This is a genomic window from Salipiger marinus, assembly GCF_900100085.1.
In the GTDB taxonomy this organism is placed as follows: Bacteria; Pseudomonadota; Alphaproteobacteria; order Rhodobacterales; family Rhodobacteraceae; genus Salipiger; species Salipiger marinus.
This window is the reverse complement of sequence record NZ_FNEJ01000006.1, coordinates 68,720-93,206: the sequence shown is the minus strand read 5'-3', so window position 1 is coordinate 93,206 and position 24,487 is coordinate 68,720. Positions and strand designations below refer to the sequence as shown.

The window sequence follows — 24,487 nt, the reverse complement described above, 5'->3', positions numbered from 1 at the left end:
TTCAGGATTTAGGCGTTCTGACGCTATGCAGCGGCAAGATCTGCCGGGTCGGCGAGCGTCACGATATCCGCCATGATGGCATTCAGCTCGAAATCCTTGGGAGTATAAACCTTCGCCACGCCCATGGATTTGAGACGGCGGGCATCCTCTTCGGGAATGATGCCGCCGACAATCACCGGAATATGTCCTAATCCGGCCACGCGCATCCGGTCCATCAGATCCTCGACCAGCGGAATATGACTGCCCGACAGGATCGACAGGCCGACCACATGCGCGCCCTCCTGCGCCGCCGTGACGATCTGTTCCGGGGTCAGGCGGATGCCTTCGTAATCGATCTCCATGCCGCAGTCGCGGGCACGGAAGGCGATCTGTTCGGCGCCGTTGGAATGCCCGTCAAGCCCCGGCTTGCCCACCAGAAACCGCAGCCGCCGCCCCAGACGGTCCGATACCGCATCGACGGCGGCACGGATGTCGTCCAGCCCTTGGGTCTTGTTGCTGACGGATTTCGACACGCCGGTGGGGCCGCGATATTCGCCATGCACCGCGCGCATCTGCGCCGCCCATTCGCCGGTGGTGACGCCCGCTCTGGCGCAGAGGATGGAGGCGGGCATGATGTTGCGCCCTTCGGCAGCGGCGGCGCGCAGATCGGCGAGCGCCGCCGTGACCGCCTGCGCGTCGCGCGTCTGGCGCCATGCCTGCAGGCGGCTGATCTGTTCCTGCTCCACCGCGGGATCCACCACCATGATGCCGCCATCTTCGCCCATCAGCGGCGAGGGCTCGCCTTCGGTCCAGCGGTTGACTCCCACCACCACGGTCTGGTTGCGTTCGATCCGGTTCAGACGGTCGGCATTGCTGTCCACCAGCCGCGCCTTCATGTAGTCGATCGCGCCGATGGCGCCGCCCATGCTGTCGATATTGGCGAGTTCGGCGCGGGCCTCGTCCTTCAGCGCCTGCACCTTGCGGTCGACCGCCGGGTTGCCGTCGAACAGGTCGTCATAGTCCAGCAGGTCGGATTCATAGGCGAGGATCTGCTGCATCCGCATCGACCATTGCTGGTCCCACGGGCGGGGCAGGCCAAGCGCCTCGTTCCATGCGGGCAACTGCACCGCGCGGGCGCGGGCGCGTTTGGACAGGGTCACGGCCAGCATCTCGATCAGGATGCGGTAGACGTTGTTTTCCGGCTGCTGTTCGGTCAGGCCAAGGCTGTTGACCTGCACGCCATAGCGGAACCGCCGGTGCCGCGCGTCGGCCACCCCGTAGCGGTCGCGCAGGATTTCGTCCCACAGATCGACAAAGGCGCGCATCTTGCACATCTCGGTGACAAAGCGGATGCCCGCATTGACGAAAAAGCTGATGCGCCCGCAGAGCGCGGGGAAATCCTCGGGGGCCACGCGCGGGCGCAGATCGTCCAGCACGGCGCAGGCGGTGGCCAGCGCAAAGGCCAGTTCCTGTTCCGGCGTCGCCCCCGCCTCCTGCAGGTGGTAGGAGCAGACGTTCATCGGGTTCCATTTCGGCACATGGCTGTAGCAATATTCGGCCACGTCCCCGATCATTTTCAGCGAAGGCTTTGGCGGGCAGATATAGGTGCCGCGCGACAGGTATTCCTTGATCAGATCGTTCTGCACCGTGCCCTGAAGCTGCGCGACATCGGCGCCCTGTTCTTCGGCCACCGCGATATAGAGCGCAAGCAGCCATGGCGCCGTGGCGTTGATGGTCATCGAGGTGTTCATCTGCTCCAGCGGGATCTGGTCGAACAGCGTGCGCATGTCGCCCAGATGGCAGACCGGCACGCCGACCTTGCCCACCTCGCCACGGGCAAGGATGTGATCGCTGTCATAGCCGGTCTGGGTCGGCAGGTCGAAGGCCACCGACAGCCCGGTCTGACCGCGCGCCAGATTGCTGCGGTAAAGCGCGTTCGAGGCTTGGGCGGTGGAATGTCCGGCATAGGTGCGGATCAGCCAGGGTTTGTCTTTCGAAGCGTCGGTCATGGGGGTCTCCCGCGCGGCGTGAATCGTGAAGCTAATCTTGTTGCGTTTGTGGATTGATATAAGAAACAAAATGTCCCGTCAATTCGCCGCGCTGCAGCGTCCTGTGCGGAGGGGGTGGAGGCATAAAAACAAGGCTTCGGCGGGGAGTTTCTGCATCCGCTCGGTCATAAAATTACAAAATAACTACGTTGAAGATTGCAATATTGCGCGACCAAGTTTATCTCCGGGGTTCAGGATCGGCGATTCTGCACTGCGGCGCCGAGGAAGCTGGTTGCAGGACGTTTGCAGGAAGGAGGTTCCCGATGGCTCTGGATACCAAGACCGAGATCGCGCCCTATGACGCGCCGGAGAAAGACCTTTACGAGATTGGCGAGATGCCGCCGCTCGGGTTCGTGCCGAAAAAGATGTATGCTTGGGCGATCCGGCGCGAGCGTCATGGCGAACCCGACGTCTCCTTCCAGCAGGAGGTGGTCGATACATGGTCCATCGACAGCCACGAAGTGCTGGTTCTGGTGATGGCGGCGGGGGTCAATTACAACGGGGTCTGGGCCGGGCTTGGCGTGCCGATCAGCCCCTTTGACGGCCACAAGCAACCCTATCACATCGCGGGATCCGACGCCTCTGGCATCGTCTGGGCGGTGGGGGACAAGGTGAAGCGCTGGAAGGTCGGCGACGAGGTGGTGATCCACTGCAATCAGGACGATGGCGACGACGAGGAATGCAACGGCGGCGACCCGATGTTCAGCCCGAGCCAGCGCATCTGGGGCTACGAGACCCATGACGGCAGCTTCGCGCAGTTCACCCGGGTGCAGGCGCAGCAGCTGATGCCACGGCCCAAGCATCTGACATGGGAGGAAAGCGCCTGCTACACGCTGACGCTGGCCACCGCCTACCGGATGCTGTTCGGGCATGAACCGCATGACCTGAAGCCGGGGCAGAACGTGCTGGTCTGGGGCGCCTCGGGCGGCTTGGGATCCTATGCGATCCAGCTCATCAACACGGCAGGGGCCAATGCGATCGGGGTGATCTCTGACGAGAGCAAGCGCGAGTTTGTCATGTCCATGGGCGCCAAGGGCGTCATCAACCGCAACGATTTCAAATGCTGGGGGCAGCTTCCCACCGTCAACACGCCCGAATACACCACTTGGCTCGCCGAGGCGCGCAAGTTCGGCAAGGCGATCTGGGAAATCACCGGCAAGGGCGTCAGCGTCGACATGGTGTTCGAACATCCGGGCGAGGCGACCTTTCCCGTCTCGGCGCTGGTCTGCAAGAAGGGCGGCATGGTGGTGATCTGCGCGGGCACCTCCGGGTTCAACTGCACCTTTGACGTGCGCTACATGTGGATGCACCAGAAGCGGCTGCAGGGCTCGCATTTTGCCCATCTGAAACAGGCCGCCGCCGCCAACCGGCTGATGGTGGACCGCAGGCTGGATCCCTGCATGTCAGAGGTGTTCCCGTGGGACCAGATCCCGGCGGCGCATGTGAAGATGCGGCGCAACCTGCACAAGCCCGGCAACATGTCGGTGCTGGTGCAGGCGCCGCGCACCGGGCTGCGCACCTTCGAGGAGGCGCTGGACGCCAGAAGCTGAGCCGCCTGCGCCCCATCCCCTGCCGCCCGCGATCCGCAATGTCGAATCGCGGGCGGTCCGCGTTCAGGGCCCGGGCGGTGCCATGGCGGATCAAGCGCTTGCCCCGCGGCACCCCCGCCATTTCTGGGGAGGTAAAATGCGTGAATGGTGGCAAAAGCCCCGACATGGTAGGGTTGTGTTAAGGCATTGTTAACCACTTGAAAGCGAGACTCGTCATGAGACATGACTGGATCATCGACGTTCTGACGGACTTGCAGACCTTCGCCCGCGCCAACAATCTGGAGGCGCTGGCGGGGCAGCTGGACGATACCCGGCTGGTGGCGCAGGTCGAAATCGCGTCGACATCGACGAGGGGCGCGATTGGGCTTTGCGGCGCAACTTCCCGCAGCGGGCGGGTTCCTGGAGCAGCTTGAGGCGGCGCGCTCTCTGGAGGATCTGCAGGCGGTCAGCGAGGCGCTGAGGGCGCATTACGGCGTCGATCACCTTGTCTATCACTGGGTCAGCGCCAGCGGCGAACAGTATGGCTGCGGCACCTACAGCCCGGACTGGGTGCAGCGCTACATTGAAAAAGGCTATCTGCGCATCGATCCGGTGGTGCAGGGCTGTTTCCAGCGCTTTCACCCGGTGGACTGGAAGCGGCTCGACTGGTCCTCCAAGGCGGCGCGGGCCTTTCAGAAGGACGCGATTGCGCATGGCGTCGGCAATCAGGGCTTTTCCATCCCGATCCGCGGCCCGAACGGGCAGTTCGCGCTGTTCACGGTCAGTCACAGCTGCCCGGACGAGGACTGGGCGCAGTTCACCGCGCTGCACCGCCGGGACATGATCCTGATGGCGCATACCTTCAACGAAAAGGCGCTGGATCTGGAGCCGGGGCGCAGGCCCGAAGCGGCGCAGCCGCTGTCCCCGCGCGAGATCGAGGCGCTGACCCTGCTGGCCGTGGGCTATTCCCGCGCGCAGGTGGCCGAGACGCTCGCCATCTCCGAACACACGCTGCGGGTCTATGTGGAAAGTGCGCGGTTCAAGCTGGGGGCGATGAACACGGTCCATGCGGTGGCCCGCGCCCTGTCGCGCGGGCTGATCGTGGTCTGAGCCGCCCCCTTTGCGTTAACCTTCCGGTGAGACGGGCGCACGCTGCGGCAGGATTGCGGTGAGACGGGCGCGCGCTCCGCTCAGATCTCGTTCACCGGAGGTTTGCAGGCTGTCTTTCATCATCTTGATGGGAGACAGCCATGATCCGGTATCTTTACGGCGACCAGCTTGCCACGCAGCCCCTGCTGGCGGACAGCATGTTCCGCGACCGCGCCGACCAATTCCACACGAGGCTGGGCTGGGAGGTGACGGTGGATGCGCAGGGGTTCGAGCGCGATCAGTATGACGCGCTGAACCCGCTTTACGTCCTCTGGCAGAAGCCCTGCGGGCGTCATGGCGGGTCGATGCGGTTCCTGCCCACCACCGGGCGGACCATGGTCAACGAGCATTTCCTGCACCTGACCGAGGGCGTGCGGATCGCCAGCCCGCTGATCTGGGAATGCACCCGGTTCTGCCTTGCCCGCGATGCGGGGCCGGGCGTGGCGGCGGCGCTGATGCTGGCCGGGGGCGAGGTGATGCGCGGGCTGGGGGTGGAGCATTTTGTCGGGGTCTTTGATGCGCGCATGGTGCGGATCTATGGCCGCATCGGCGCCTCGCCCGAGGTGCTGGGGCATCAGGGCGAGGGGCGGGGGCGGATCAGCGTCGGGCTCTGGGGCTATTCCCCCGAGGCGCAGGCGCGGGTGGCCGCAAGCGCCGGGATCGAGCCCGCGCAGTCGCGCCGCTGGTTCGAGGCGGCCTTCGGAGCGGACCCTGTGGCCCCCGCGGCGGCGGTGCGCGCGGCCTGAGGGGGCCGCTGGACGGAAACAGGGGAGGGGGCTCTGCCCCCTCTTGGCTGCGCCAATTCACCCCCGGAGTTTAGGGGCAAGATGAAAGGGCGGTGCCGCACTCTCTGGTGCTGGCGGTGCGGGGGCTGTAGGGTCGCGGCATGACCGAGACCGCAGCCGCCCTCCGCTTTTCCGAAGATCAGGCCGAAGCCTGGGACCGTGTGGCCGCGATGCTGCGCGAGGCCGGGGTGGACCCCGACGAGGGCACCACCCAGCCCGCGCAGGAAGGCCGGTCGCAGGTGATGGCGCTGATGGGCAAGGCCGGGTCGGGCAAGACGCTGCTGCTGTCGGAACTGTGCAAGGCGCTGGAGGCGGCGGGCTGCGAGATCGTGTCCGGCGATTACGAGGCCCGGCGGCGGCGCGAGACGCGGCGGCTTGCCGTGCTCGCGCCCACCAACAAGGCGGCCTCGGTGCTGCGGATGCGCGGCGTGCCCGCCACGACCATTCACCGCATTCTTTATACGCCGGTCTATGATCCCGAATATGAGCGCATCGCCGAATGGCTGATGGGCAATGGCGAGCGGCCCACCGTCGCGGGGCTGGGCGACGAGGCGCTGGACCGTGCCTTTGCCGCGTATCAGGGCCATAAATCCGTGCCCGCGGCACTGGCCGCCGCTGGCCTGCGCGGGTCGGATTTCATCACCGGCTGGAAGCGCCGCGAGGAGCCGCTGGATATCGGCTTTGTCGACGAGGCCTCGATGCTGGACGAGCGGCAGTTCGAGGATCTGCGCGAGATTTTTCCCAATCTGGTGCTGTTCGGCGATCCGGCGCAGCTGGCGCCGGTGAACCAGTCGGGCAAGATGGTGTTCGAGTCCGTCCCCGAGGCGCAGAAGATGGAGCTGAGCCGCATCCACCGGCAGGAAGCGTCGAGCCCCATTCTGGATCTGGCCCATGCGCTGGCTGATCCGGAGGTGGATTTTGCCCGGTTCGAGCGTCTGGTGGAGGAGGCGGCGGCGCGGGATGACCGGGTGGTCTGGGCCGAGCGGGTGGAAGTCGATCTGATGGCGCGCTCGCCGGTGCTGGTCTGGCGCAATGCCACGCGGATCCGGCTGATTGCGGCGTTCCGTGCCGTGCATGGCGCGCCGGAGACCGAATTGCTGGCGGGCGAGCCGCTGGTCTGCGACGGGATCGAGCTGCCGCTCAAGCATCGCAAGAAACGGCTGGATCTGGAGGCGCGGGGCCTGATCAAGGGCGCGCAGGTGGTCTATCTGGGGCCGGGGCGCAAGCCGGGCTTTTCGCGGCTGCATGTGATGGGCGCGCCGGAGCCGCAGCTGTCTGCCGCCTCGATCGTGAAGATCGAGAAGCCGGACGAGGAGGAGCCCTTCATCCCCTTTGCCGCGCGCATGGGCGCCACCTTTCTGCACGGGGCGGCGGTGACCATCCACAAGGCGCAGGGCAGCCAGTGGGAACAGGTGCAGGTCTTTGCCCCCGACCTTTACGCCGCCGCGCGCATGGGGCGGGTGGAGGCCGGGCAGCCGCTGTGGAAACGTCTGGCCTATGTGGCGATCACCCGCGCCTCGGACCGGCTCTACTGGGTGGTGCGCAACCGGCTGTCAAAGCCCAGCGGACCGCTGCGGGTCGATGATCTGGGGGGCGCGCCCGCGCCGCTGGAACTGGCCATGACGCCGGACGGAGATGCCGCCTGAGCCTTGACGCTGCGTCGCAGAAACCGGACAAGGCGGGGTCAGGAAGAGAGGTGACCCATGGACGAGCGGTTCTTTGAGCCCCCTTACGCCTTTTCGGCGCATATGGGCATGGAAATGGTGGACTGGCGCGAGGGCTATGCCCGGTTCGAACTGGCGCTGCGGCCCGAACACATGAACCGCCATGACAACCTGCATGGCGGCGTGCATGCGACGCTGCTGGACACGGTCATGGGCTATTCGGGCTGCTGGACCGGCGATCCGGAGGTCCGGCAGATGGCGCTGACCCTGTCGCTGAACGTGCAGTATCTGTCGCGCCCGCGCGGCCACCGGCTGATTGCCGAAGGCACGAAGACCGGTGGCGGCAAGAGCACGTTTTTTGCCGAAGCCCAGATCAGCGACGAGACCGGCGAGGTGGTGGCCAAGGGCACCGGGGTCTTCCGGTATCGCCGCCGCTGAACGCGGTTATTCGCCGGGACGTTTGAGGGAGAAGACCTCGCGCACCACGGCGTAGTCGCGATAGCCGAGCCGGGCCAGCGGCTGAAACCGGGTCACGTCGAACATGCCGTCGCTCAGGCAGTCGTCGCGCAGATGCACGCCGGTCACCTCGCCGAAGGTGACAAAATTCGCCTCTCCCGGCAGCTGCACGATCTGCGTCACCCGGCATTCGAGCGCGGCGGGGGCCAAGGCCACGCGCGGGCAGTCGATGGTCAGGCATTCGGCCTTTTCCACGCCGGCGGCGAGAAATTCATCCTCGCCCGCGGGCAGGGTGGCGGCGCTGCGGTTCATCGCGTCGCGCGCCGCATGTTCGACGATGTTGACGCAGAACACCCCCGCCTCGCGCAGCTGTGCCACCGAATCCTTGGTGCCGTCGCGGTCGGGCTTGGCGGAGGTGGAGGCGAACATCACCTGCGGCGGCACATAGGCCACCGCGTTGAAGAAGGAATAGGGCGCAAGATTGTCGCCGAGCGTGCCGCGCGTGGAAATCCAGCCGATAGGGCGGGGGGTCACGATGGCGTTGAACGGATTATGCGGCAGGCCATGGCCTTCGGCGGGACGATAGAACATCTGTGCCCTCTCAGCTGTTTGCGCGGATGTGGCCCCCGTGATAGGGGCATCCCCGCCAGAATGCACGGGGAGATCCGCCGCTGTTCACGCTTCATCAGGAAGGCAGGGCCGACAGGCCCGAGGTCGAGAATCTGTATGACCTGAGCTTTGCTCCGGGCCGCACGCTGCTGTCTTCCTACCGGCTGCGCGATGGCGTGGCGCCGGTGGCGGAGCTGTGCCGCGTGGCGCGCGACGAGGGTGGCTTTCTGGGCGGCGCCATCCGCTACTGGCCGGTGCGCATCGGGCGGGCGCAGGCGCTGCTGCTGGGGCCGGTCGCGGTGCATCCTACCGCGCAGGGCGAAGGGCTGGGTGCGGCGCTGATCCGCGACACGCTGGAACGCGCGCGCCTGCTGGAATGGGGCCGGGTCATGCTGGTGGGCGACGAGCCCTATTATTCGCGATTCGGCTTTTCGCGGCTGACCGGGGTGGAGATGCCGCCCCCCACCAATCCCGAGCGGGTTCTGGGGCTGGCGCTGCGGCCCAATGCATGGGCGGGTGTTGCGGGGCAGGTGACGCGGCACGCTTGAAATCGCCGCCCGCGCGACGATCTTCCTATGAGGCACCAAGGAGGATCGCCCATGACCGGAACGGATCTGGTTCCCCTCAGCATCGACGCCGAGCTTTCGGCGCTGGCCCGGCGGCACCGGGCTGCGGGCGGAGTCGGGATGCAGCTGCTCAACATTCTGGGCGGGCAGGCGGAAAACCTGCTGGAACGGCTGCCCGACAAGGTGAAGGAGCGGCTGGAAACCGCGACCTCGCGCGCGCTGGATACGGCGATGAACGCGGCGGCGGGATCGCGCGGCTGGGTGCCGGACCAGAAGGGCTGGCTGAACACGGCGCTCGCCACCGCCATGGGGGCGGCGGGCGGTGCGGGCGGCCTGCCGACGGCGCTGGCCGAACTGCCGGTCACCGTGACGGTGCTGCTGCGCACGATTCAGGGCATCGCGGTGGAGTACGGCTTTGATCCCGACGATCCGGAGGTGCGGCGCGACTGTCTGGCGGTCTTCGCCTCGGCGGGGCCACTATCGGGGGATGACGGATCCGATCTGGGCTTCCTGTCGGCGCGGGTGACGCTGACCGGGGCCACCGTGCACGGGGTGATCGGCAAGGTGGCGCCGAAGCTGGCCACGACGCTGGGCCAGAAGCTGGCGGCGCAGACCATCCCCCTGCTGGGGGCGGCGGCAGGGGCCGCGACCAATTACGCCTATACCAGCTATTACCAGCAGATGGCGCATGTGCAGTTCGGCCTGCGCCGCCTGTCGCAGGATAGCGGTCGCCCGCGCGAGGAACTGGTGGCGCAGCTGCGCCAGCGGCTGCTGCAGCGTTAACCGGATCTTTGGGTTAACGCCCTAGACAGGGGCGGCGGAGGGGCAAAAGCCTGCCGCAGCGGTCCGGTCCCGCCAGCGCCGTGCGAGACATCGCGCCATGCGTCTGGGTCAGGGGGAACAAGGCCGACAGCCCTGCGCAAAACGTGCAGGCAGTGTCACGCGCCAGAAGGCCGGGGGCACGCATAAGAAACTTTTCGCCCGGTGCTGCCGGGGGGCTCTGGCGGGCCGGGCGATTTTAGGACAGCAGGCGCGGCAGGGCTCAGCCCTGCCAGCGCATGAACTCCATCACATGTTCGCGCACCGACTGGTCACCCCGTTCGCGCGCGTCACAGATCACCTGATAAAGCGCGTCCAGATTGGTGCGCATCAGCAGGCTTTTCACCGGCCCGATGGAGGCCGGGCGCATCGACAGCCGCCGCAGCCCGATGGCGGCCAGACAGACCGCCTCGATCGGGCGGCCCGCATCCTCGCCACAGAAAGACAGCGGCGTGCCGGTCGATTCGCAGCGTTTCACGATCTCTTCAAGGAAGGTCAGGAAGCTGACATTCAGCGTGTCATAGCGCCGCCGCACCCGTTCGTTTTCGCGGTCGGCGGCAAAGAAGAACTGCTTCAGGTCGTTGCCGCCGATGGAGATGAACTCCACATCCTCGAAGAACTTCTTCGAGGCATAGGCAAGGCTGGGGGTTTCCAGCATCGTGCCCACGGTGATCTTTTCCGGCACCACATGGCCCAGCTTGCGTTCGATCGCCACGGCCTTGTCGACCTCGGCGCGGGCGGCGCGGAATTCGTCATACTGCGCGACAAAGGGGAACATCAGCGTCAGCGGGCGGCCTTCGGTGGCGCGCAGCAGCGCCTGAAGCTGCATCCGCATCACGCCCGGACGGTCCAGCCCCACCCGGATCGCCCGCCAGCCAAGCGCCGGGTTGGGCTCGTCGGTGGGCTTCATATAGGGCAGCACCTTGTCCGACCCGATGTCCAGCGTCCGGAACACCACCGGGCGCTCGCCCGCCGCCGCCAGCACCCGCTTGTAGACCGCGACCAGTTCGGTGCGGCGCGGCATCTTGTTGCGGACAAGGAACTGCAGCTCGGTGCGGAACAGGCCCACGCCCTCGGCACCGGAATTGGTCAGCGAGGGCAGGTCGGCCAGCAGGCCCGCGTTCATGTGCAGCTCCACCCGCTTGCCGCAGGTGGTGATGGCAGGCTTGCCCCGGATCGAGGCATAGCGTTCCTGTGCCTGCGCCTGCATCGCGATCTTGTCGCGGAAGGCCGACACGATGGTGTCATCGGGGCGCAGATGCACCACGCCCTGATCGCCATCGACCATGACATGGTCGCCGTTCAGCGCCTCGGTGGTGATGCGGGCGACGTTGATGACCAGCGGAATGGCCAGCGCGCGGGCAACGATGGCGGCATGGCTGCCGACCGAGCCTTCCTCCAGAATGATGCCGCGCAGCTGCCGCCCGTAATCCAGCAATTCGCCGGGGCCGATGTTGCGCGCCACAAGGATGGGATCGGCGGGCAGGGTGGCGCCGGTTTCCGACCCTTGCCCGGTCAGGATGCGCAGCAGCCGGTTCGACAGGTCATCAAGATCATGCAGCCGCTCGCGCAGGTAATTGTCCGACACCTGCGCCATGCGGGCGCGGGCCTGCGACTGTTCCTTTTCTACTGCCGCCTCGGCGGACAGGCCGCGCGCGATGTCCTCTTCCATGCGCCGCCGCCAGCCCTTGGAATTGGCGAACATGCGATAGGCTTCCAGCACCTCCAGCTGTTCGGCATCGGCACTGGCCCCGGCCAGCATCTCGTCGACGCCGACCCGCAGCCGTTCGATGGCGGCACCCAGCCGTTCCAGTTCGCGCACCGGATCATCGGCCACAAGGTTGGTGACCACCACGCGCGGCTCGTGCAGCCAGATATGGCCCTCGGCGGTGCCTTCCTGACCGGTGCCGCCGCGCAGCATGGCGGGCTGGGTATGGCGCGCGGTCAGCGCCGCACCCTCGCCGACAAAGGCGCCCAACTCGGCCATTTCGGCCAGCACCATGGCGACCACTTCCAGCGCATAGACCTCGTCAGAGGTGAATTCGCGCTTCACCTTGGTCTGCACCACCAGCACGCCCAGCTTTTCGCCAAGCCGCTGGATCGGCACGCCAAGGAAGGAGGAATAAATCTCTTCGCCGGTCTCGGGCATGTAGCGGAAGCCGCGGGCGGAGGGGGCATCGGCGGTGTTCACCACCTTGCCGGTGCGGGCCACCCGGCCCACCAGCCCTTCGCCAAGCCGCATCCGGGTCTGGTGCACCGCCTCTTTCTTGAGGCCCTCGGTCGCGCAAAGCTCCAGCGTCTCCTCGTCGCGGAAGAGATAGATGGAGCAGACCTCGGTGCCCATGGAATCGGCGGTCAGATGGGTGATCTTGTCGAGGCGCGCCTGCCCGGCGGCATCCTCGGCCATGGTGTCGCGCAGCCGCCCCAGCAGCTTGCGGCTTTCACTCTCGAGACCGTCGGCCATGGCGCCCTCGCTCCTTCTTGCTCCAGCTACCAGCTATAGGCGAGCGGGACCGGGGAGGGAAAGGCCTTGTGACCCCGGCAGGCGGCATCCGGGGGCGGATACCGCCTGTTTGCGTCCGGCCTCAGGCGGCCTTGTCCAGATCGAAGGCATCGTGCAGCGCCTGCACGGCCAGTTCCATGTATTTCCGTTCGATCAGGACAGAGATCTTGATCTCGGAGGTGGTGATGACCTGAATGTTGATGTTCTCGTCCGAGAGCACCTTGAACATCTTCGCGGCGACCCCGGCGGCAGAGCGCATGCCGATGCCCACCACCGACACCTTGGCCACATCGCGTTCGGATTCGAGCTTGTCGAAGTTCAGGATTCCCGCCGCCTTGGCATCGTCCAGCGCCTTTTCGGCGCGGGCCACCTGATTGACCGGGCAGGAGAAAGTCATGTCGGTGACCCCGCCCACATGGCCCTTGTAGTTCAGTTCCGACACGTTCTGCACGATCATGTCTACATTCACGCCCGCATCGGCCAGCGTGCCGAAGATCGCCGCGGCGATGCCGGGGCGGTCCTCGATGGTGACGAGGGTCATCTTGGCCTCGTCGCGCGAAAAGGCCACACCGGCCACAACCTTGGATTCCATGATATCCTCCTCGTCGCAGACGAGCGTTCCGCCCTCGTCGGACATTTCCTCGAAGCTCGACAGCACGCGCAGCTTCACCTTGTAGCGCATTGCCAGTTCCACCGACCGCGTCTGCAGCACCTTGGCCCCGAGCGAGGCCAGTTCCAGCATCTCTTCGAAGCTGATTCGGTCCAGCTTGCGGGCCTTTTCGCAGATCCGCGGATCGGTAGTGTAGACGCCGTCCACATCGGTATAGATGTCGCAGCGTTCGGCGTCGAAGGCGGCGGCAAAGGCCACGGCGGTGGTGTCCGACCCGCCCCGGCCCAGCGTGGTGATGCGGCCCTCGGGGCTGACGCCCTGAAAGCCCGCGACCACGGCCACTTTCATGCCTTCGGCGAACTTGCGCAGGATGTTGTCGGAGGGAATTTCCTCGATCCGCGCGGAGCTGTGGGCGGAGGTGGTCTTCACCGGCACCTGCCAGCCCTGCCAGCTGCGGGCGGGGATGTCCATTTCCTGCAGGGTCAGCGCCATCAGACCGGCGGTGACGTTTTCGCCGGAGCTGACCACGGCGTCATATTCGCGGGCGTCGAACAGCGGCGAGGTTTCCTCGACATAGCCCACCAGTTTGTTGGTCTCGCCCGACATGGCAGAGACGATGACGATCACGTCATAGCCCTTGGCCACTTCGACGCCGACGCGCTTGGCAGCCCGGCGGATACGGTCCAGCGTGGCGACAGAAGTGCCGCCGAATTTCATCACGAGAACGGGCATGGGTCTTTCCCCGGGGGTCGTCAGAGTCCGCGCGCGGTTTACGCGCAGGGAAGATGCTGCGCAAGAGGCGCCGTGCGGCGGTCAGAACGGCGCTGCGGCGCGGAATTTGTGGCCAAGCCCGCCATCGGGATGACGCAGGCGCAGCTCTTCGGCATGCAGCATCAGGCGCGGATGCTCGGCGGCGGTGTCGGGGGCATAAAACGGATCGCCAAGGATCGGATGCCCCAGCGCCAGCATATGCACGCGAAGCTGGTGGCTGCGCCCGGTCAGCGGCATCAGATGCACGCGGGTTTCGGCATCGCTGGCCTTGATGACCCGCCAGTCGGTCTGGGCGGGGCGGCCCGTCTCGTGATCGACCTTCTGCAGCGGGCGGTTGGGCCAGTCCACGATCAGCGGCAGATCGACCTGCCCGGTCTTGGGCTCCAGCCGTCCGGCGACGCGGGCGAGATAGGTCTTCTTGGTGCGGCGGTGTTCGAACTGCAGCCCCAGATGGCGCTGCGCATGCGGGGTCAGGGCAAAGACCATCACGCCCGAGGTGTCGCGGTCCAGCCGGTGCACCAGCAGCACGGTGGGAAAGGCGGTGCGGAGCCGCGCGATCAGGCAGTCGGCCAGATCCGGGCCCTTGCCCGGCACCGACAGCAGGCCCGCAGGTTTGTCGACCACGAGGATTTCATGATCGGCATGCAGGATGGGGATGTCGCCCGAAGGCGGGGAATAGGCGGCGCTCATGGCGCCGTCCCTGCCATCGGGCGCGCGGCGGTGCAAGGTGGTCGGGCCATCTGCGCTGCCCTTCCGTCAGCGCGCGAAGGTGGCGTCGAGGATCGCCTGCAACTCGCGCGCGTCGTCTTCGGTGAAGGCGTCTGGCTGGTCGCTGTCCAGATCCAGCACCGCGATCAGCGCGCCCGTGGCATCGCGCACCGGCAGCACCAGTTCGGACCGGGTCGAGCTGGCGCAGGCGATATGGCCGGGAAAGGCGTCGACATCGGGCACCAGCTGCGCCGTGCCGCTGCGCGCGCAGGCGCCGCAGACGCCACGCTCGAACGGGATGACCAGACAGCCATGCCCGCCCTGATAGGGGCCGATCTTCAGCAGGTCGGGTTCGGTGACGCGGTAGAAGCCGGTCCAGTCGAAGCGGTCATCGGCGTGGTGGATTTCGCAGGCCAGCGTCGCCATCAGCGCGACGCTGTCGGTTTCGCCTTCGGTCAGCGCGGCGATGGTCTGCGCCAGTGTGGGGTAATGGACGGACATGAGGAGCCTTTCGCCTGAGACATCGCGCGGGGGCGCTGCCCCCGCACCCCCGGGATATTTCAGCCAAGAAGAAGTGCAAGCGCCGCGTGGCCGCACACCCGATGGTAAGGAATGAGGGCTAGCCTCTGGTCTGGTCGCGCCGGATGGAGGAAGATCATGAGACTGACCGTTCTCGACGGGGAAGAGCCGCAGATCCTGCGGGTGGACGAGCCGCGCATCGATTCTTCGGTGGCGATCCAGTTCAAGGATGCGGTGCGCGCCGCCGTCTCGCCGCAGGCCAGCCGGGTGGTGCTGGATCTGGGCGCGGTGGAGTTCATTGATTCGAGCGGGCTGGGGGCGATCGTGGCCGCGATGAAGGGCATGGGAGAGGGGCAGCGGCTGGATCTGGCGGTGCTGACGCCCATGGTCGACCGGGTGTTCCGGCTGACCCGGATGGACACGATCTTTGTCATCCATGACACGCTGGAGGCGGCACGCCGCGGCGCAGGACACTGACGCCCGGATCCGGGGAGGGGCGATGCCGCAGCAGGAGGTCAGCCGGAGCGACCGGATCTTCACGCTGGATCTGCGCAGCGCGCCGGAAGAGGTGCGCGCGGCGCTGGGGCTGGCCAGCGGCTGGCTTCTGGCGCGGGATCTGCCGCCGCAGGTGCGGGGCACGGTGGAGCTTGTGCTGGCCGAGGTGCTCAACAACGTGGTGGAACATGCCTATGGCGGCCTGTGCCGGGGCACCATCCATCTGGAAATCCTGCCAAGGGAGGGGCGCATCGACCTTGCGATCCGCGACACCGGCAGCGCCATGCCGGGCGGGCGGCCTCCGCCCGGTGAAAGGGTGGATCTGGACGTGCCGGAGGCGGATCTGCCGGAGGGCGGGTTCGGCTGGTTCCTGATCCGCCATCTGGCCGAACGGGTGCGCTATCGCCGCGAAGCCGGGGCGAACGTGCTGGAAATCCGCATTCCGCTGCCGCCTTCGGCATGAAGTCCTTTTGCCACCGGCGACAGATCGGGGGCAGGTTTCGCGAAAATGCCGCAATCTGCCCGCAATCCTGCCCGGTTGGACCGTCATACCAAAAGGGTAGCTGCCTAAAGCTTCCCTCGGCGTCACATCGAATCAGCCCCCACCTAAGGTGTGACGTCGAGGATTTCCCCCCATCCGGCCCCATCGCGCGGCGCTTCTGTGGAAGCGGCGCGTTTTTTGATTCGCGGGGCTGCGACCGGGACGGACCTGCCCCGCAAAGACCGCGAAAGCTCCGCATTTTCGCCCCGAAGACCGGCCATACAGAGAGGGTAGCTGCAACTGGCTTCCCTCGGTGCCACACCAATTCAGCCCCCACCTGGAGTGTGGCACCGAGGTCTGCAGCCACTGATCCAGACGAAGCCAGATTGACCCCGCCCCGGCCCTGCCTATGCTCGCGCCGACATCACAGGGGGGATCATCAGACCATGCGCGATTTTCAGCTGCCCGGCCGGTCGGCCGTCTATGCCCGGAACGGCATCTGCGCCACATCCCATCCGCTGGCCGCAGAGGCGGCGGTGTCCATCCTCAAGCAGGGCGGCAATGCGGTTGATGCGGCGATTGCGGGCGCGGTGCTGCTGGGGCTGGCCGAACCGCAGATGACCGGCATCGGCGGCGACTGTTTTGCGCTGATCTCTCCGGCGCCGGGGGCCGAGGTGGTCGCGGTCAACGGCTCGGGCCGGGCGCCCAAGGCGGCGCAGGCCGCCGATCTGCGCGCGCGCGGGCTTTCCACCGTGCCGCTCTACGGGCCGGAGGCGGTGACGCTGCCCGGGGCCGTCGACGCCTTCTGCACCATGTCCGAGCGCTGGGGGAAGCTGGGGCTGGCCGACAGCCTTGCCCCCGCCATCGCCTATATGGAGGAGGGTGTGCCGGTGGCGCCGCGCGTCGCCTTTGACTGGCAGGCCGATCACGGCGTGCTGCAGGGCGCGGCACGGCGGCATTTCCTGCAGGATGGCCGCGTGCCCCGGGTCGGCGACATCTTCCGCCTGCCCGGTCAGGCCGAGGTGCTGCGCCGCATCGCGCGCGACGGGCGCGCCGGGTTCTACGAAGGCGAGGTGGCCGAGGACATGCTGGCCACGCTGCAGGCGCTGGGCGGGCTGCACGAGGCAGAGGATTTTGCCGCCATGCGCTGCACGTTTGGCGCGCCGATCTCTGGCCAGTATCAGGGCCAGACGCTGCTGGAACATGCGCCGAACGGGCAGGGGGTGACGGCGATCCTGCTGCTCAACATCCTCAAGCGGTTCGACATTGCCGCCCTTGATCCCTTCGGCGCCGAGCGCGCCCATCTGGAGGCGGAGGCGGCGAAGCTGGCCTATGACGCGCGCAACCGCTTTCTGGCCGATGCCGATCACATGACCAAGCTTGACCGGCTGCTGAGCGATGATCTGGCCGACCAGCTTGCCGCGCTGATCGATCCCAGACGCGCCATGGCCGCGCCCGCGGAACTGAGCGAGGCGGTGCACAAGGACACGATCTACATCACCGTGGTGGATCGTGACCGCATGGCGGTGTCGCTGATCTATTCGATCTTCCACGGCTTCGGATCGGGCATCGCATCCGAAAAATTCGGCATCCTGTTCCAGAACCGGGGCGCGGGCTTCACGCTGGCCGAGGGCCATCCGAACGAGATGCGCGGCGGTGCGCGCCCCATGCACACGATCATTCCCGCCATGCTGGCCGAGGGCGGGCGCGTGACCATGCCCTTTGGCGTGATGGGCGGGCAGTATCAGCCCAATGGCCATGCGCGGGTGATGTCGAACCTGACCGATTTTGGCATGGATCCGCAAAGCGCGCTGGACGCGCCGCGCAGCTTTGCCACGGCGGGTGGGCTGGAGCTGGAACGCGGCTACCGGCCCGAGGTGCGCGCGGCGCTGGCGGAGATGGGGCATGACCTGCGCGAGCCCGCATCGCCCATCGGCGGGGCGCAGGCCATCCTGATCCATGACAGCGGCGTGCTGGAAGGCGCCTCCGACCCGCGCAAGGATGGCTGCGCCATCGGCTACTGACCGGGAGGGTGCCGGGGGCGCAGCGAGGCGCCCCCGCAAGGCTCAGTAGCTGTAGGCGCCGTAGATGCGGGACAGATCGCCCTGCCAGTCGCCGTGATAATGCTCCAGCAGTTCGTCGGCGGCGGTCTTGCCGCTGTCCACGCTTTCCTTCAGCGCGTTGAGGAAATGGGTCTCGTCAGGCAGAAGCCCGCCCGCGCCGGGGCAGGCCCGCGAGGTGAGCCCCGCTTCGGCGATGGCCAGCACCTCGCGCGCCAGATCGTGCATGTTGATGTTGCCCACCTGCGCCTGCAGCCCGTCGGTCGAGGCGGCGACGCGCAGCGCGTCGCGGGTCTGCGCATCCCAGCCCTTGACCAGATCCCATGCCGCATCCAGCGCGCCCTGATCGTAGGTCAGGCCAACCCACAGCGCGGGCAGCGCGCAGAGCCTGCGCCACGGCCCGCCATCGGCGCCGCGCATCTCGATGAATTTCTTCAGGCGCGCTTCGGGGAAGATGGTGGTCAGATGGTCGGCCCAGTCCGACAGGGTGGGCATCTCGCCCGGCAGGGCAGGCAGTTCGCCCTTCAGGAAATCGCGGAAGGACTGGCCGAGCGCGTCGATATACTCGCCGTTGCGGTAGACAAAATACATCGGCACATCGAGCGCGTAATCCACATAGCGTTCAAAGCCGAAACCGTCCTCGAACACGAAGGGCAGCATGCCGGTGCGCGCGCCGTCCAGATCGCGCCAGACCGCGCCGCGGAAGCTCTTCATGCCGTTGGGCTTGCCTTCGAAGAACGGCGAATTGGCAAAAAGCGCCGTGGCCACCGGCTGCAGCGCCAGCGCCACGCGCAGCTTCTGCACCATGTCGGCCTCTGACCCGAAATCGAGGTTCACCTGCACGGTGCAGGTGCGGCGCATCATCACCCGGCCCAGCGTGCCGACCTTGCCCATATAGCTGTCCATCAGCTTGTAGCGGCCCTTGGGCATCAGCGGCATGTCGTCGTGATGCCATTCCGGCGCGGCGCCCAGCCCGATGAAGCCCACGCCGATCTCGTCGGCGATGCCCTTCACCTCGCGCAGGTGTTCGTTCACCTCGTCGCAGGTCTGGTGGATGGTCTCCAGCGGGGCGCCGGACAGTTCCAGCGCGCCACCCGGCTCCAGCGAGACATTGGCATCGCCCTTGGTCAGCCCGATCAGCTTGCCCGCCTCGCGCACCTCGGCCCAGCCGAAACGGTCGCGCAGGCCTTCAAGCACGGCAAGGATCGACCGCGGCCCCTCATAGGGCAGCGGCGCGTGGGTGTCGGTCAGATAGCCGAATTTTTCGTGTTCCGTGCCGATGCGCCAGTCGGATTTGGGCTTGCAGCCCGAGGCGAGATATTCCGCCAGCTGTGTCTGATGCTCGATCGGCCCGCCGCCGGTTTGAGGGATGGACATAAGGAAGGCTCCGATCTGGCTGCCGGTGGGTTCGGCGCTCAGGGATGGTCAGAATGACCGACCTTGTCAATGCAGACGGAGGGCGGCAGCCGCGGCGCGCGGCGCCTGCCAGATCATCACCGGACCCGCGCCCGGTTTCTGCATCAGGGCCAGCATGCGTTCGGTGCGCAGGTCGGGCAGGGTGGCAAAGGCGTCGAAAAGCTGGTCCGCCCCTTCGGCGGTCAGCGGAATGGCCAGCGTGGTGCCGTCATCGCTGCGCAGCAGCCAGTGCGGTGGCCGGGCGGACGGATCGAGCATCAGCCGGTCCAGCCGGTCCAGATCCGCGACCCCGCCGGTCAGCGGGCCGAAATAGGCGATCCGCCCCTCCAGCACCTGCACCACGCCCGGCCCGCCGGTGCCGATGCGGAAGCGTGCCCGCTGCACCCCGGCCACCAGCAGCACGGCGCCAAGCGCCACCACCACCCAGCCGATCCATGCCAGCAGCCCGCCGGTGAAGATCGCCCAGTAAAGCCCCAGCAGCGTCACCGCCGCCCCCGCCAGCACCTCGCGCCAGCGATGGATCTGCGCGCGGGCTTCGGGCCGAAGAAAGCTCATGCCTCTGCTCCTGCCCGTGTGGGCGCGCCTGCGGCGAAACCTCTGGCGGCGCGGGTCATTGCCAGTCTCCGCACTGCGCCTGCCACAGCGTCAGGGCCGCCACGGCGGCGGTGTCGGCGCGCAGGATCCGCGGGCCAAGGGCGATGGCCTGCGCCCGCTCCATCGCGTGCAGCCGGGCGCGTTCGCTGTCGGAAAATCCGCCCTCGGGGCCGATCAGCACGGCGGCGGGGGCGGGGCTGCGCGCAAGTGCCGCGCCGGGATCACCCGCGCCCGCCTGTTTCTCGTCGCAGAACACCAGCGCGCGGTCGGGCCAGTCGGCCAGCAGCCGGTCGAGCCGGACCAGATCGGCCACCTCTGGCACGAAGGTGGCGCCGCATTGCTCCGCCGCCTCCACCGCATGGGCCTGCAGCCGGTCCTGCCGGATACGTTCGGAATTTGTGAATTCGGTCTGCACCGGCAGAATCCGCCGCACCCCCAGCTCCACCGCCTTTTCCACGATGAAATCGGTGCGGGCTTTCTTGATCGGGGCAAAGATCAGCCACAGGTCGGGCGGCGTGCCCTGCACCCGGGTCTGGTTGGCGCAGAGCAGCGTGCCGCCGCGTTTTCCCGCCTCCTCGACCTCGGCCCGCCATTCGCCATCGCGCCCGTTGAACAGCGCTATGGCGGCCCCGGGACCAAGCCGCATCACGGAAAAGAGATAATGTGCCTGCTCCCGTGTCAGGGGGACAGGTTGTCCCGCGCCCAGCGGGTGATCTACAAACAGTCGAACCTTGGCTTCCATGAGGCAGACCATATGACCCAACCCAGACCAGCGCCAGATCCCGCGGGCCATGTTTCCGATGCCGTGCGCGGCAACTGGGTCGACCACCGCGCGCCAAGCTGGGCGCGGCCCTATCTGCGGCTCAGCCGCGCCGACCGGCCCATCGGCACTTGGCTGCTGCTGCTGCCCTGCTGGTGGGGGCTGCTGCTGGCCATGGTGGCGGACGGGCAGGCGCGCTGGTTCGACCTGTGGATCTTTGCGGGCTGCGGGCTGGGCGCCTTTCTGATGCGGGGTGCGGGCTGCACATGGAACGACATCACCGACCGCCATATCGACGGCAAGGTGGCGCGCACCGCCTCGCGGCCCATTCCCTCCGGTCAGGTCAGCGCCAAGGGCGCGCTGCTCTGGGTCGTGGCGCAGTGCCTTGTGGCGCTGGCCATCCTGCTGACCTTCCCGCCCATGGCGATTCTGCTGGGGGTGGTGTCGCTGCTGCCGGTGGCCATCTATCCCTTTGCCAAGCGGTTTACATGGTGGCCGCAGGTGTTTCTGGGCATCGCCTTCAACTGGGGGGCGCTGCTGGGCTGGACCGCGCATAGCGGCAGCCTTGGCTGGCCTGCGGTGATCCTTTATCTGGCGGGCATGGCGTGGACGCTGTTCTACGACACGATCTATGCCCATCAGGACAAGGAAGACGACGCGCTGATCGGGGTCAAATCCACCGCGCGGCTTTTTGGCGATGACCGCACCCCCGCATGGCTTGCCCGGTTTCTGGTGGCCACGGTGGCGCTGATGGGGCTCGCCGTGGTGCTGGCCGCCCCCCGGGGCGAGATTCTGCAGCTGGTGCTGCTGGCGGGCGGGCCATGGGCCATGGGCTGGCACATGATGTGGCAGCTGCGGCGACTCAACGTGACGGATAACGACGGACTTCTGCGGCTCTTCCGTTCAAACCGCGATGCGGGCCTGCTGCCTGTGCTGTTTTTCGCCACCGCGCTGGTGGCGTGATTGCGCAGGGGCGGACCGCGCCCTATCAGACCTTGGATGAATTTTAGGAAAGCGACGCGCCCATGCGCCTTTCACGGCTGCTCATTCCCATTGCCGCCCTTCTCGCCGCAGCGCTGCTGTGCGTGGTGGCGGCGTTCTTTTCCGTCCGCCTTGTCGAGGACAATTCACGCGACAGCGTCGCCTCGGCGCTGACCCGCGACGGACAGGACTGGGCGGAGGTCGATGTCAACGGATTGCAGGTCTTCCTGATCGGCACCGCCCCGGACGAGGCCGCGCGGTTCCGCGCCATGACCGTCGCGGGATCGGTGGTGGATTCGGCGCGGGTCATCGACCAGATGCTGGTGGCCGAGGGCGACGATCTGGCGCCGCCGCGCTTTTCCATGGAGATCCTGCGCAACGATGCGGGGATCTCGGTGATCGGGCTGGTGCCCTCCTCCTCGGATCGCGACCGGCTGATGGCGGGGTTCGCCGATATGGCGGGCGAGACGGCGCAGGTGTCGGACCTGCTGGAGGAGGCGGAGTTTCCCGCCCCCGACGGCTGGCGGGATGCCGTGACCTTCGCGCAGCGGGCGCTGCGCGATCTGCCCCGGTCCAAGGTGTCGGTCGCGGCGGGTCAGGTGCATATCAAGGCCATGACCGAAAGCGAGGAGGACCGCCGCCGGATCGAGGCGGATCTGCGCCGCCGCCTGCCCGAAGCGGTGGCGCTGACGCTGGATCTGTCGGCGCCGCGTCCGGTCATCAGCCCCTTCACCCTGCGCTTCGTGATCGACGAGGGCGGCGCGCGGCTTGATGCCTGTTCCGCCGATACCGAAGAGGCGCGGGACCAGATCCTTGCCGCTGCGAAAAAGGCGGGCGTGGCCGGGGAGGCCACCTGCCGTCTGGGTCTGGGCGTGCCCTCCAGCCGCTGGGGCGAGGCGGCGGCGCGCGGCATCGCGGGTGTTGCGGAACTGGGCGGCGGCTCCATCACCTTTTCCAACGCCGATGTGGCGCTGCTGGCGGTGGAGGGCACCGATCAGGGGCTGTTCGACCGCGTGGTGGGCGAGCTGGAAAACGGCCTGCCGGACGTGTTCGTGCTGCATGCCGATCTGCCGCAGCCGCCCGAGGCCGCCGAACAGGGCCCGCCGGAATTCACCGCCACGCTCAGCCCCGAAGGCGGGGTGCAGCTGCGCGGGCGGATCAATTCCGACCTGACCCGCCAGACCGCCGACAGCTTCGCCAAGGCGCGGTTCGGCTCGGGCGCGGTCTATACCGCCGCCCGCGTGGTGGAGGGACTGCCCGCCAACTGGCCCGCGCGGGTTCTGGCCGGGCTGGAGGCGCTGGGATCGCTTGCCAACGGGTCGGTGCGCGTCACCCCCGACCTGATCGAGGTGCGCGGCACGACCGGCAATTCCGAAGCCAGCGCCGACATTGCCGCGCTGCTGCTCGACAAGCTGGGCGATGCCGAGGAGTTCGACATCGCCGTGACCTATGACGAAAAGCTGGACCCGACGCTGGGCATTCCCACCCCCGAGGAATGTGTGGCGCAGATCACCGGCATCATCGGCGACCGCAAGATCAGCTTCGAGCCGGGATCGGCCACGCTGGATGCCTCGGCCAAGGACATCATGGATGACATCGCGGAGCTGCTGCAGCTGTGCGGGGACATCCCGCTGGAAATTCAGGGCCATACCGACAGTCAGGGCCGCGACGAGATGAACCAGCAGCTGAGCCAGAGCCGGGCGCAGTCGGTGCTGGACGCGCTGCGCAACCGCCGGGTGCTGGTGGCGGGCTATACCGTGACCGGCTATGGCGAGACCCAGCCGATCGCGGATAACGGCACCGAAGAGGGCCGCGAATCCAACCGCCGGATCGAGTTCAAGCTGATCGAAGCCGAACCGGCGGTTGACGAAACGGACGCGGTGGAGGAAACGGAAGCGGACGCAGAAGACGGGGACGGCGCGGCAGAGGCAGAACCTGACGCGCCGGAAGAAGGGACCGGGGAATGAACCGCACCGAATTCATCATCGCAACGGCGATCATTCTCTTTGTGGCCTTCTGCACGGGCTGGTTCGCCAACTGGCTGATCCATCGCTTCAAACGGGTCTCTCAGGCCGATGTGGACCAGCTTGAAAAGATGAGTCAGGAACTGCACGAGGCGGAAGAAACCCGCGATCAGGCCATCACCTATCTGCAGCAGCGCGAAGCGGAACTGACCAACCAGCTGGCCCAGACCGAGGCGGAGCTGTCTGCCGCCATGGAAGGGCTGCGCGAGGCCCGGCACGAGGCCGAGGATCTGCGCAGCTGGATAGAACGTCACCATACCGGCACCGCCTGACCGCGCGGCGCCGACCGATCAGGAACGGAACACGGATGTCTTTTGTCACGCTGGTGCGCCACGGGCAGGCCAATACCCACGCCCGCGACGAAGCAAGCTATGACCAGCTGAGCGATCTGGGCCGCCAGCAGGCGCGCTGGCTGGGCGACCATCTGCGCGCCACGGGCGAGGTGTTTGCCCGCGCCTATTGCGGCACGCTGGAACGCCATGTGGAAACCGCGCGCGAAATGGCCTTGGATCTGGAGGTGGTGCGCGACCCCCGGCTGAACGAGCTGGAATATTTCACCATGGCGCAGCTTCTGGAAACCCAGCACGGCGTCGCCATGCCGGTGGACCGCGAAGCCTTTGTGCTGCATCTGCCGCGCGTGTTCAGCTACTGGCGCGAGGACCGGCTGGAGGGTGCCCCGGAAACCTTCGCCGATTTCGAGGCCCGCGTGCGCGACGTGCTGGCCGAGATCGCGGCGGGAGAGGGGCGCGCCATCGCCATCACCTCGGGCGGGCTGATCGGCATGGCGATGCGGGTGACCATGGGGCTGGAAATGCAGGCGCTGGCCCATGCCTGCATCGCGGTCGAAAACTCCTCGCTGCACCGGTTCCAGCCGCTGCCCACCGGGCTTGCGCTGACGCTGTTCAACGCGGTGCCGCATCTGGAAAGCCCTGACCGCGCGCTGATGCGCACCCATCTCTGA

24 protein-coding genes are annotated in these 24,487 nt (G+C 67.1%); 15 read left to right on the top strand and 9 right to left on the bottom strand.

Going from position 1 to position 24,487, the window contains the following annotated elements; translation table 11 throughout:
* Positions 1–23: 23 nt before the first annotated feature.
* On the bottom strand, positions 24–1,988 hold the full coding sequence (locus BLR51_RS08265; protein WP_089845838.1) for an ethylmalonyl-CoA mutase: 1,965 nt from the start codon (positions 1,986–1,988) through the stop codon (positions 24–26).
* A gap of 302 nt (positions 1,989–2,290) precedes the next feature.
* On the opposite strand from BLR51_RS08265, the gene ccrA reads away from it, so the two are divergent.
* The 6 genes from ccrA to BLR51_RS08235 all read left to right on the top strand — a co-directional run bounded on the left by ccrA (position 2,291) and on the right by BLR51_RS08235 (position 7,592).
* Positions 2,291–3,577, top strand: a complete 1,287-nt coding sequence (ccrA, locus tag BLR51_RS08260) for a crotonyl-CoA carboxylase/reductase (protein ID WP_089845837.1) — start codon at positions 2,291–2,293, stop codon at positions 3,575–3,577.
* A gap of 215 nt (positions 3,578–3,792) precedes the next feature.
* Positions 3,793–3,990 (top strand): hypothetical protein, encoded by a 198-nt coding sequence (locus BLR51_RS08255; RefSeq protein ID WP_089845836.1) that lies wholly within the window; start codon positions 3,793–3,795, stop codon positions 3,988–3,990.
* Positions 3,938–4,666, top strand: a complete 729-nt coding sequence (locus BLR51_RS08250; RefSeq protein WP_089845835.1) for a helix-turn-helix transcriptional regulator — start codon at positions 3,938–3,940, stop codon at positions 4,664–4,666. Before BLR51_RS08255 ends, BLR51_RS08250 begins: the two co-directional genes overlap by 53 nt.
* 140 nt (positions 4,667–4,806) lie before the next feature.
* Positions 4,807–5,451, top strand: a complete 645-nt coding sequence (locus tag BLR51_RS08245) for an acyl-homoserine-lactone synthase (RefSeq protein WP_089845834.1) — start codon at positions 4,807–4,809, stop codon at positions 5,449–5,451.
* Positions 5,452–5,591: 140 nt separating this feature from the next.
* On the top strand, positions 5,592–7,136 hold the full coding sequence (locus BLR51_RS08240) for an ATP-dependent DNA helicase (protein WP_089845833.1): 1,545 nt from the start codon (positions 5,592–5,594) through the stop codon (positions 7,134–7,136).
* Positions 7,137–7,193: 57 nt separating this feature from the next.
* Positions 7,194–7,592, top strand: a complete 399-nt coding sequence (locus BLR51_RS08235) for a PaaI family thioesterase (RefSeq protein ID WP_089845832.1) — start codon at positions 7,194–7,196, stop codon at positions 7,590–7,592.
* Positions 7,593–7,598: 6 nt separating this feature from the next.
* On the opposite strand, the gene BLR51_RS08230 is transcribed toward BLR51_RS08235, so the two are convergent.
* Complete coding sequence (locus tag BLR51_RS08230) at positions 7,599–8,201, bottom strand: flavin reductase family protein (protein ID WP_089845831.1); 603 nt, start codon at positions 8,199–8,201, stop codon at positions 7,599–7,601.
* Between the two features lie 80 nt (positions 8,202–8,281).
* Here BLR51_RS08230 and BLR51_RS08225 point away from each other — a divergent pair, with 80 nt between their 5' ends.
* Positions 8,282–8,767 (top strand): GNAT family N-acetyltransferase, encoded by a 486-nt coding sequence (locus tag BLR51_RS08225; protein WP_089845830.1) that lies wholly within the window; start codon positions 8,282–8,284, stop codon positions 8,765–8,767.
* Between the two features lie 51 nt (positions 8,768–8,818).
* The gene (locus tag BLR51_RS08220) at positions 8,819–9,568 is read left to right on the top strand and encodes an EcsC family protein (protein WP_089845829.1); all 750 of its coding nucleotides are present in this window, start codon (positions 8,819–8,821) and stop codon (positions 9,566–9,568) included.
* Positions 9,569–9,827: 259 nt separating this feature from the next.
* On the opposite strand, the gene ptsP is transcribed toward BLR51_RS08220, so the two are convergent.
* From ptsP to msrC, 4 genes are all read right to left on the bottom strand, one after another.
* Positions 9,828–12,068 (bottom strand): phosphoenolpyruvate--protein phosphotransferase, encoded by a 2,241-nt coding sequence (gene ptsP, locus BLR51_RS08215; RefSeq protein WP_089845828.1) that lies wholly within the window; start codon positions 12,066–12,068, stop codon positions 9,828–9,830.
* Positions 12,069–12,189: 121 nt separating this feature from the next.
* On the bottom strand, positions 12,190–13,449 hold the full coding sequence (locus BLR51_RS08210) for an aspartate kinase (protein ID WP_089845827.1): 1,260 nt from the start codon (positions 13,447–13,449) through the stop codon (positions 12,190–12,192).
* Between the two features lie 81 nt (positions 13,450–13,530).
* Positions 13,531–14,178, bottom strand: a complete 648-nt coding sequence (locus BLR51_RS08205) for a pseudouridine synthase (RefSeq protein WP_089845826.1) — start codon at positions 14,176–14,178, stop codon at positions 13,531–13,533.
* Positions 14,179–14,244: 66 nt separating this feature from the next.
* Positions 14,245–14,697, bottom strand: a complete 453-nt coding sequence (msrC, locus tag BLR51_RS08200; RefSeq protein WP_089845825.1) for a free L-methionine (R)-S-oxide reductase MsrC — start codon at positions 14,695–14,697, stop codon at positions 14,245–14,247.
* Positions 14,698–14,853: 156 nt separating this feature from the next.
* Here msrC and BLR51_RS08195 point away from each other — a divergent pair, with 156 nt between their 5' ends.
* From BLR51_RS08195 to BLR51_RS08185, 3 genes are all read left to right on the top strand, one after another.
* Positions 14,854–15,192, top strand: a complete 339-nt coding sequence (locus BLR51_RS08195) for an STAS domain-containing protein (RefSeq protein WP_089845824.1) — start codon at positions 14,854–14,856, stop codon at positions 15,190–15,192.
* Positions 15,193–15,214: 22 nt separating this feature from the next.
* The gene (locus tag BLR51_RS08190; protein ID WP_165616773.1) at positions 15,215–15,673 is read left to right on the top strand and encodes an ATP-binding protein; all 459 of its coding nucleotides are present in this window, start codon (positions 15,215–15,217) and stop codon (positions 15,671–15,673) included.
* Between the two features lie 464 nt (positions 15,674–16,137).
* Complete coding sequence (locus BLR51_RS08185; protein WP_089845822.1) at positions 16,138–17,715, top strand: gamma-glutamyltransferase family protein; 1,578 nt, start codon at positions 16,138–16,140, stop codon at positions 17,713–17,715.
* A gap of 42 nt (positions 17,716–17,757) precedes the next feature.
* Here the strand turns inward: BLR51_RS08185 and BLR51_RS08180 are convergent, their stop codons facing one another.
* From BLR51_RS08180 to BLR51_RS08170, 3 genes are all read right to left on the bottom strand, one after another.
* Positions 17,758–19,128, bottom strand: coding sequence for a glutamate--cysteine ligase (locus BLR51_RS08180; protein WP_089845820.1), 1,371 nt, complete (start codon positions 19,126–19,128; stop codon positions 17,758–17,760).
* Between the two features lie 66 nt (positions 19,129–19,194).
* On the bottom strand, positions 19,195–19,722 hold the full coding sequence (locus tag BLR51_RS08175; RefSeq protein WP_089845818.1) for a hypothetical protein: 528 nt from the start codon (positions 19,720–19,722) through the stop codon (positions 19,195–19,197).
* A 55-nt stretch (positions 19,723–19,777) separates the two neighbouring features.
* Positions 19,778–20,503, bottom strand: a complete 726-nt coding sequence (locus BLR51_RS08170; RefSeq protein ID WP_089846111.1) for a 16S rRNA (uracil(1498)-N(3))-methyltransferase — start codon at positions 20,501–20,503, stop codon at positions 19,778–19,780.
* A gap of 12 nt (positions 20,504–20,515) precedes the next feature.
* Between BLR51_RS08170 and ubiA the strand changes: the two genes are divergently transcribed.
* The 4 genes from ubiA to BLR51_RS08150 all read left to right on the top strand — a co-directional run bounded on the left by ubiA (position 20,516) and on the right by BLR51_RS08150 (position 24,487).
* A complete protein-coding gene (gene ubiA / locus BLR51_RS08165) occupies positions 20,516–21,484 on the top strand; it encodes a 4-hydroxybenzoate octaprenyltransferase (protein WP_375342681.1) in 969 nt (322 codons plus the stop codon).
* Between the two features lie 62 nt (positions 21,485–21,546).
* Complete coding sequence (locus BLR51_RS08160) at positions 21,547–23,469, top strand: OmpA family protein (protein ID WP_089845814.1); 1,923 nt, start codon at positions 21,547–21,549, stop codon at positions 23,467–23,469.
* Entirely contained in the window at positions 23,466–23,798 is a 333-nt protein-coding gene (locus tag BLR51_RS08155; RefSeq protein ID WP_089845812.1) for a hypothetical protein, read from the top strand. The genes BLR51_RS08160 and BLR51_RS08155 overlap by 4 nt, the downstream gene beginning before the upstream one ends.
* Before the next feature lie 35 nt (positions 23,799–23,833).
* Positions 23,834–24,487, top strand: a complete 654-nt coding sequence (locus tag BLR51_RS08150) for a histidine phosphatase family protein (protein WP_089845810.1) — start codon at positions 23,834–23,836, stop codon at positions 24,485–24,487.

What these genes read in the sequence shown, in the direction of transcription:
- ptsP (WP_089845828.1), bottom strand. Translation starts at nt 12,068, where the DNA reads ATGGCCGACGGTCTCGAGAGTGAAAGCCGCAAGCTGCTGGGGCGGCTG.
- BLR51_RS08160 (WP_089845814.1), top strand. Translation starts at nt 21,547, where the DNA reads ATGCGCCTTTCACGGCTGCTCATTCCCATTGCCGCCCTTCTCGCCGCA.
- BLR51_RS08150 (WP_089845810.1), top strand. Translation starts at nt 23,834, where the DNA reads ATGTCTTTTGTCACGCTGGTGCGCCACGGGCAGGCCAATACCCACGCC.
- BLR51_RS08220 (WP_089845829.1), top strand. Translation starts at nt 8,819, where the DNA reads ATGACCGGAACGGATCTGGTTCCCCTCAGCATCGACGCCGAGCTTTCG.
- msrC (WP_089845825.1), bottom strand. Translation starts at nt 14,697, where the DNA reads ATGTCCGTCCATTACCCCACACTGGCGCAGACCATCGCCGCGCTGACC.
- BLR51_RS08210 (WP_089845827.1), bottom strand. Translation starts at nt 13,449, where the DNA reads ATGCCCGTTCTCGTGATGAAATTCGGCGGCACTTCTGTCGCCACGCTG.
- BLR51_RS08195 (WP_089845824.1), top strand. Translation starts at nt 14,854, where the DNA reads ATGAGACTGACCGTTCTCGACGGGGAAGAGCCGCAGATCCTGCGGGTG.
- BLR51_RS08265 (WP_089845838.1), bottom strand. Translation starts at nt 1,988, where the DNA reads ATGACCGACGCTTCGAAAGACAAACCCTGGCTGATCCGCACCTATGCC.
- BLR51_RS08230 (WP_089845831.1), bottom strand. Translation starts at nt 8,201, where the DNA reads ATGTTCTATCGTCCCGCCGAAGGCCATGGCCTGCCGCATAATCCGTTC.
- BLR51_RS08240 (WP_089845833.1), top strand. Translation starts at nt 5,592, where the DNA reads ATGACCGAGACCGCAGCCGCCCTCCGCTTTTCCGAAGATCAGGCCGAA.
- BLR51_RS08245 (WP_089845834.1), top strand. Translation starts at nt 4,807, where the DNA reads ATGATCCGGTATCTTTACGGCGACCAGCTTGCCACGCAGCCCCTGCTG.
- BLR51_RS08155 (WP_089845812.1), top strand. Translation starts at nt 23,466, where the DNA reads ATGAACCGCACCGAATTCATCATCGCAACGGCGATCATTCTCTTTGTG.
- BLR51_RS08170 (WP_089846111.1), bottom strand. Translation starts at nt 20,503, where the DNA reads ATGGAAGCCAAGGTTCGACTGTTTGTAGATCACCCGCTGGGCGCGGGA.
- BLR51_RS08255 (WP_089845836.1), top strand. Translation starts at nt 3,793, where the DNA reads ATGAGACATGACTGGATCATCGACGTTCTGACGGACTTGCAGACCTTC.
- BLR51_RS08190 (WP_165616773.1), top strand. Translation starts at nt 15,215, where the DNA reads ATGCCGCAGCAGGAGGTCAGCCGGAGCGACCGGATCTTCACGCTGGAT.
- BLR51_RS08175 (WP_089845818.1), bottom strand. Translation starts at nt 19,722, where the DNA reads ATGAGCTTTCTTCGGCCCGAAGCCCGCGCGCAGATCCATCGCTGGCGC.
- BLR51_RS08180 (WP_089845820.1), bottom strand. Translation starts at nt 19,128, where the DNA reads ATGTCCATCCCTCAAACCGGCGGCGGGCCGATCGAGCATCAGACACAG.
- ccrA (WP_089845837.1), top strand. Translation starts at nt 2,291, where the DNA reads ATGGCTCTGGATACCAAGACCGAGATCGCGCCCTATGACGCGCCGGAG.
- BLR51_RS08185 (WP_089845822.1), top strand. Translation starts at nt 16,138, where the DNA reads ATGCGCGATTTTCAGCTGCCCGGCCGGTCGGCCGTCTATGCCCGGAAC.
- BLR51_RS08205 (WP_089845826.1), bottom strand. Translation starts at nt 14,178, where the DNA reads ATGAGCGCCGCCTATTCCCCGCCTTCGGGCGACATCCCCATCCTGCAT.
- BLR51_RS08235 (WP_089845832.1), top strand. Translation starts at nt 7,194, where the DNA reads ATGGACGAGCGGTTCTTTGAGCCCCCTTACGCCTTTTCGGCGCATATG.
- ubiA (WP_375342681.1), top strand. Translation starts at nt 20,516, where the DNA reads ATGACCCAACCCAGACCAGCGCCAGATCCCGCGGGCCATGTTTCCGAT.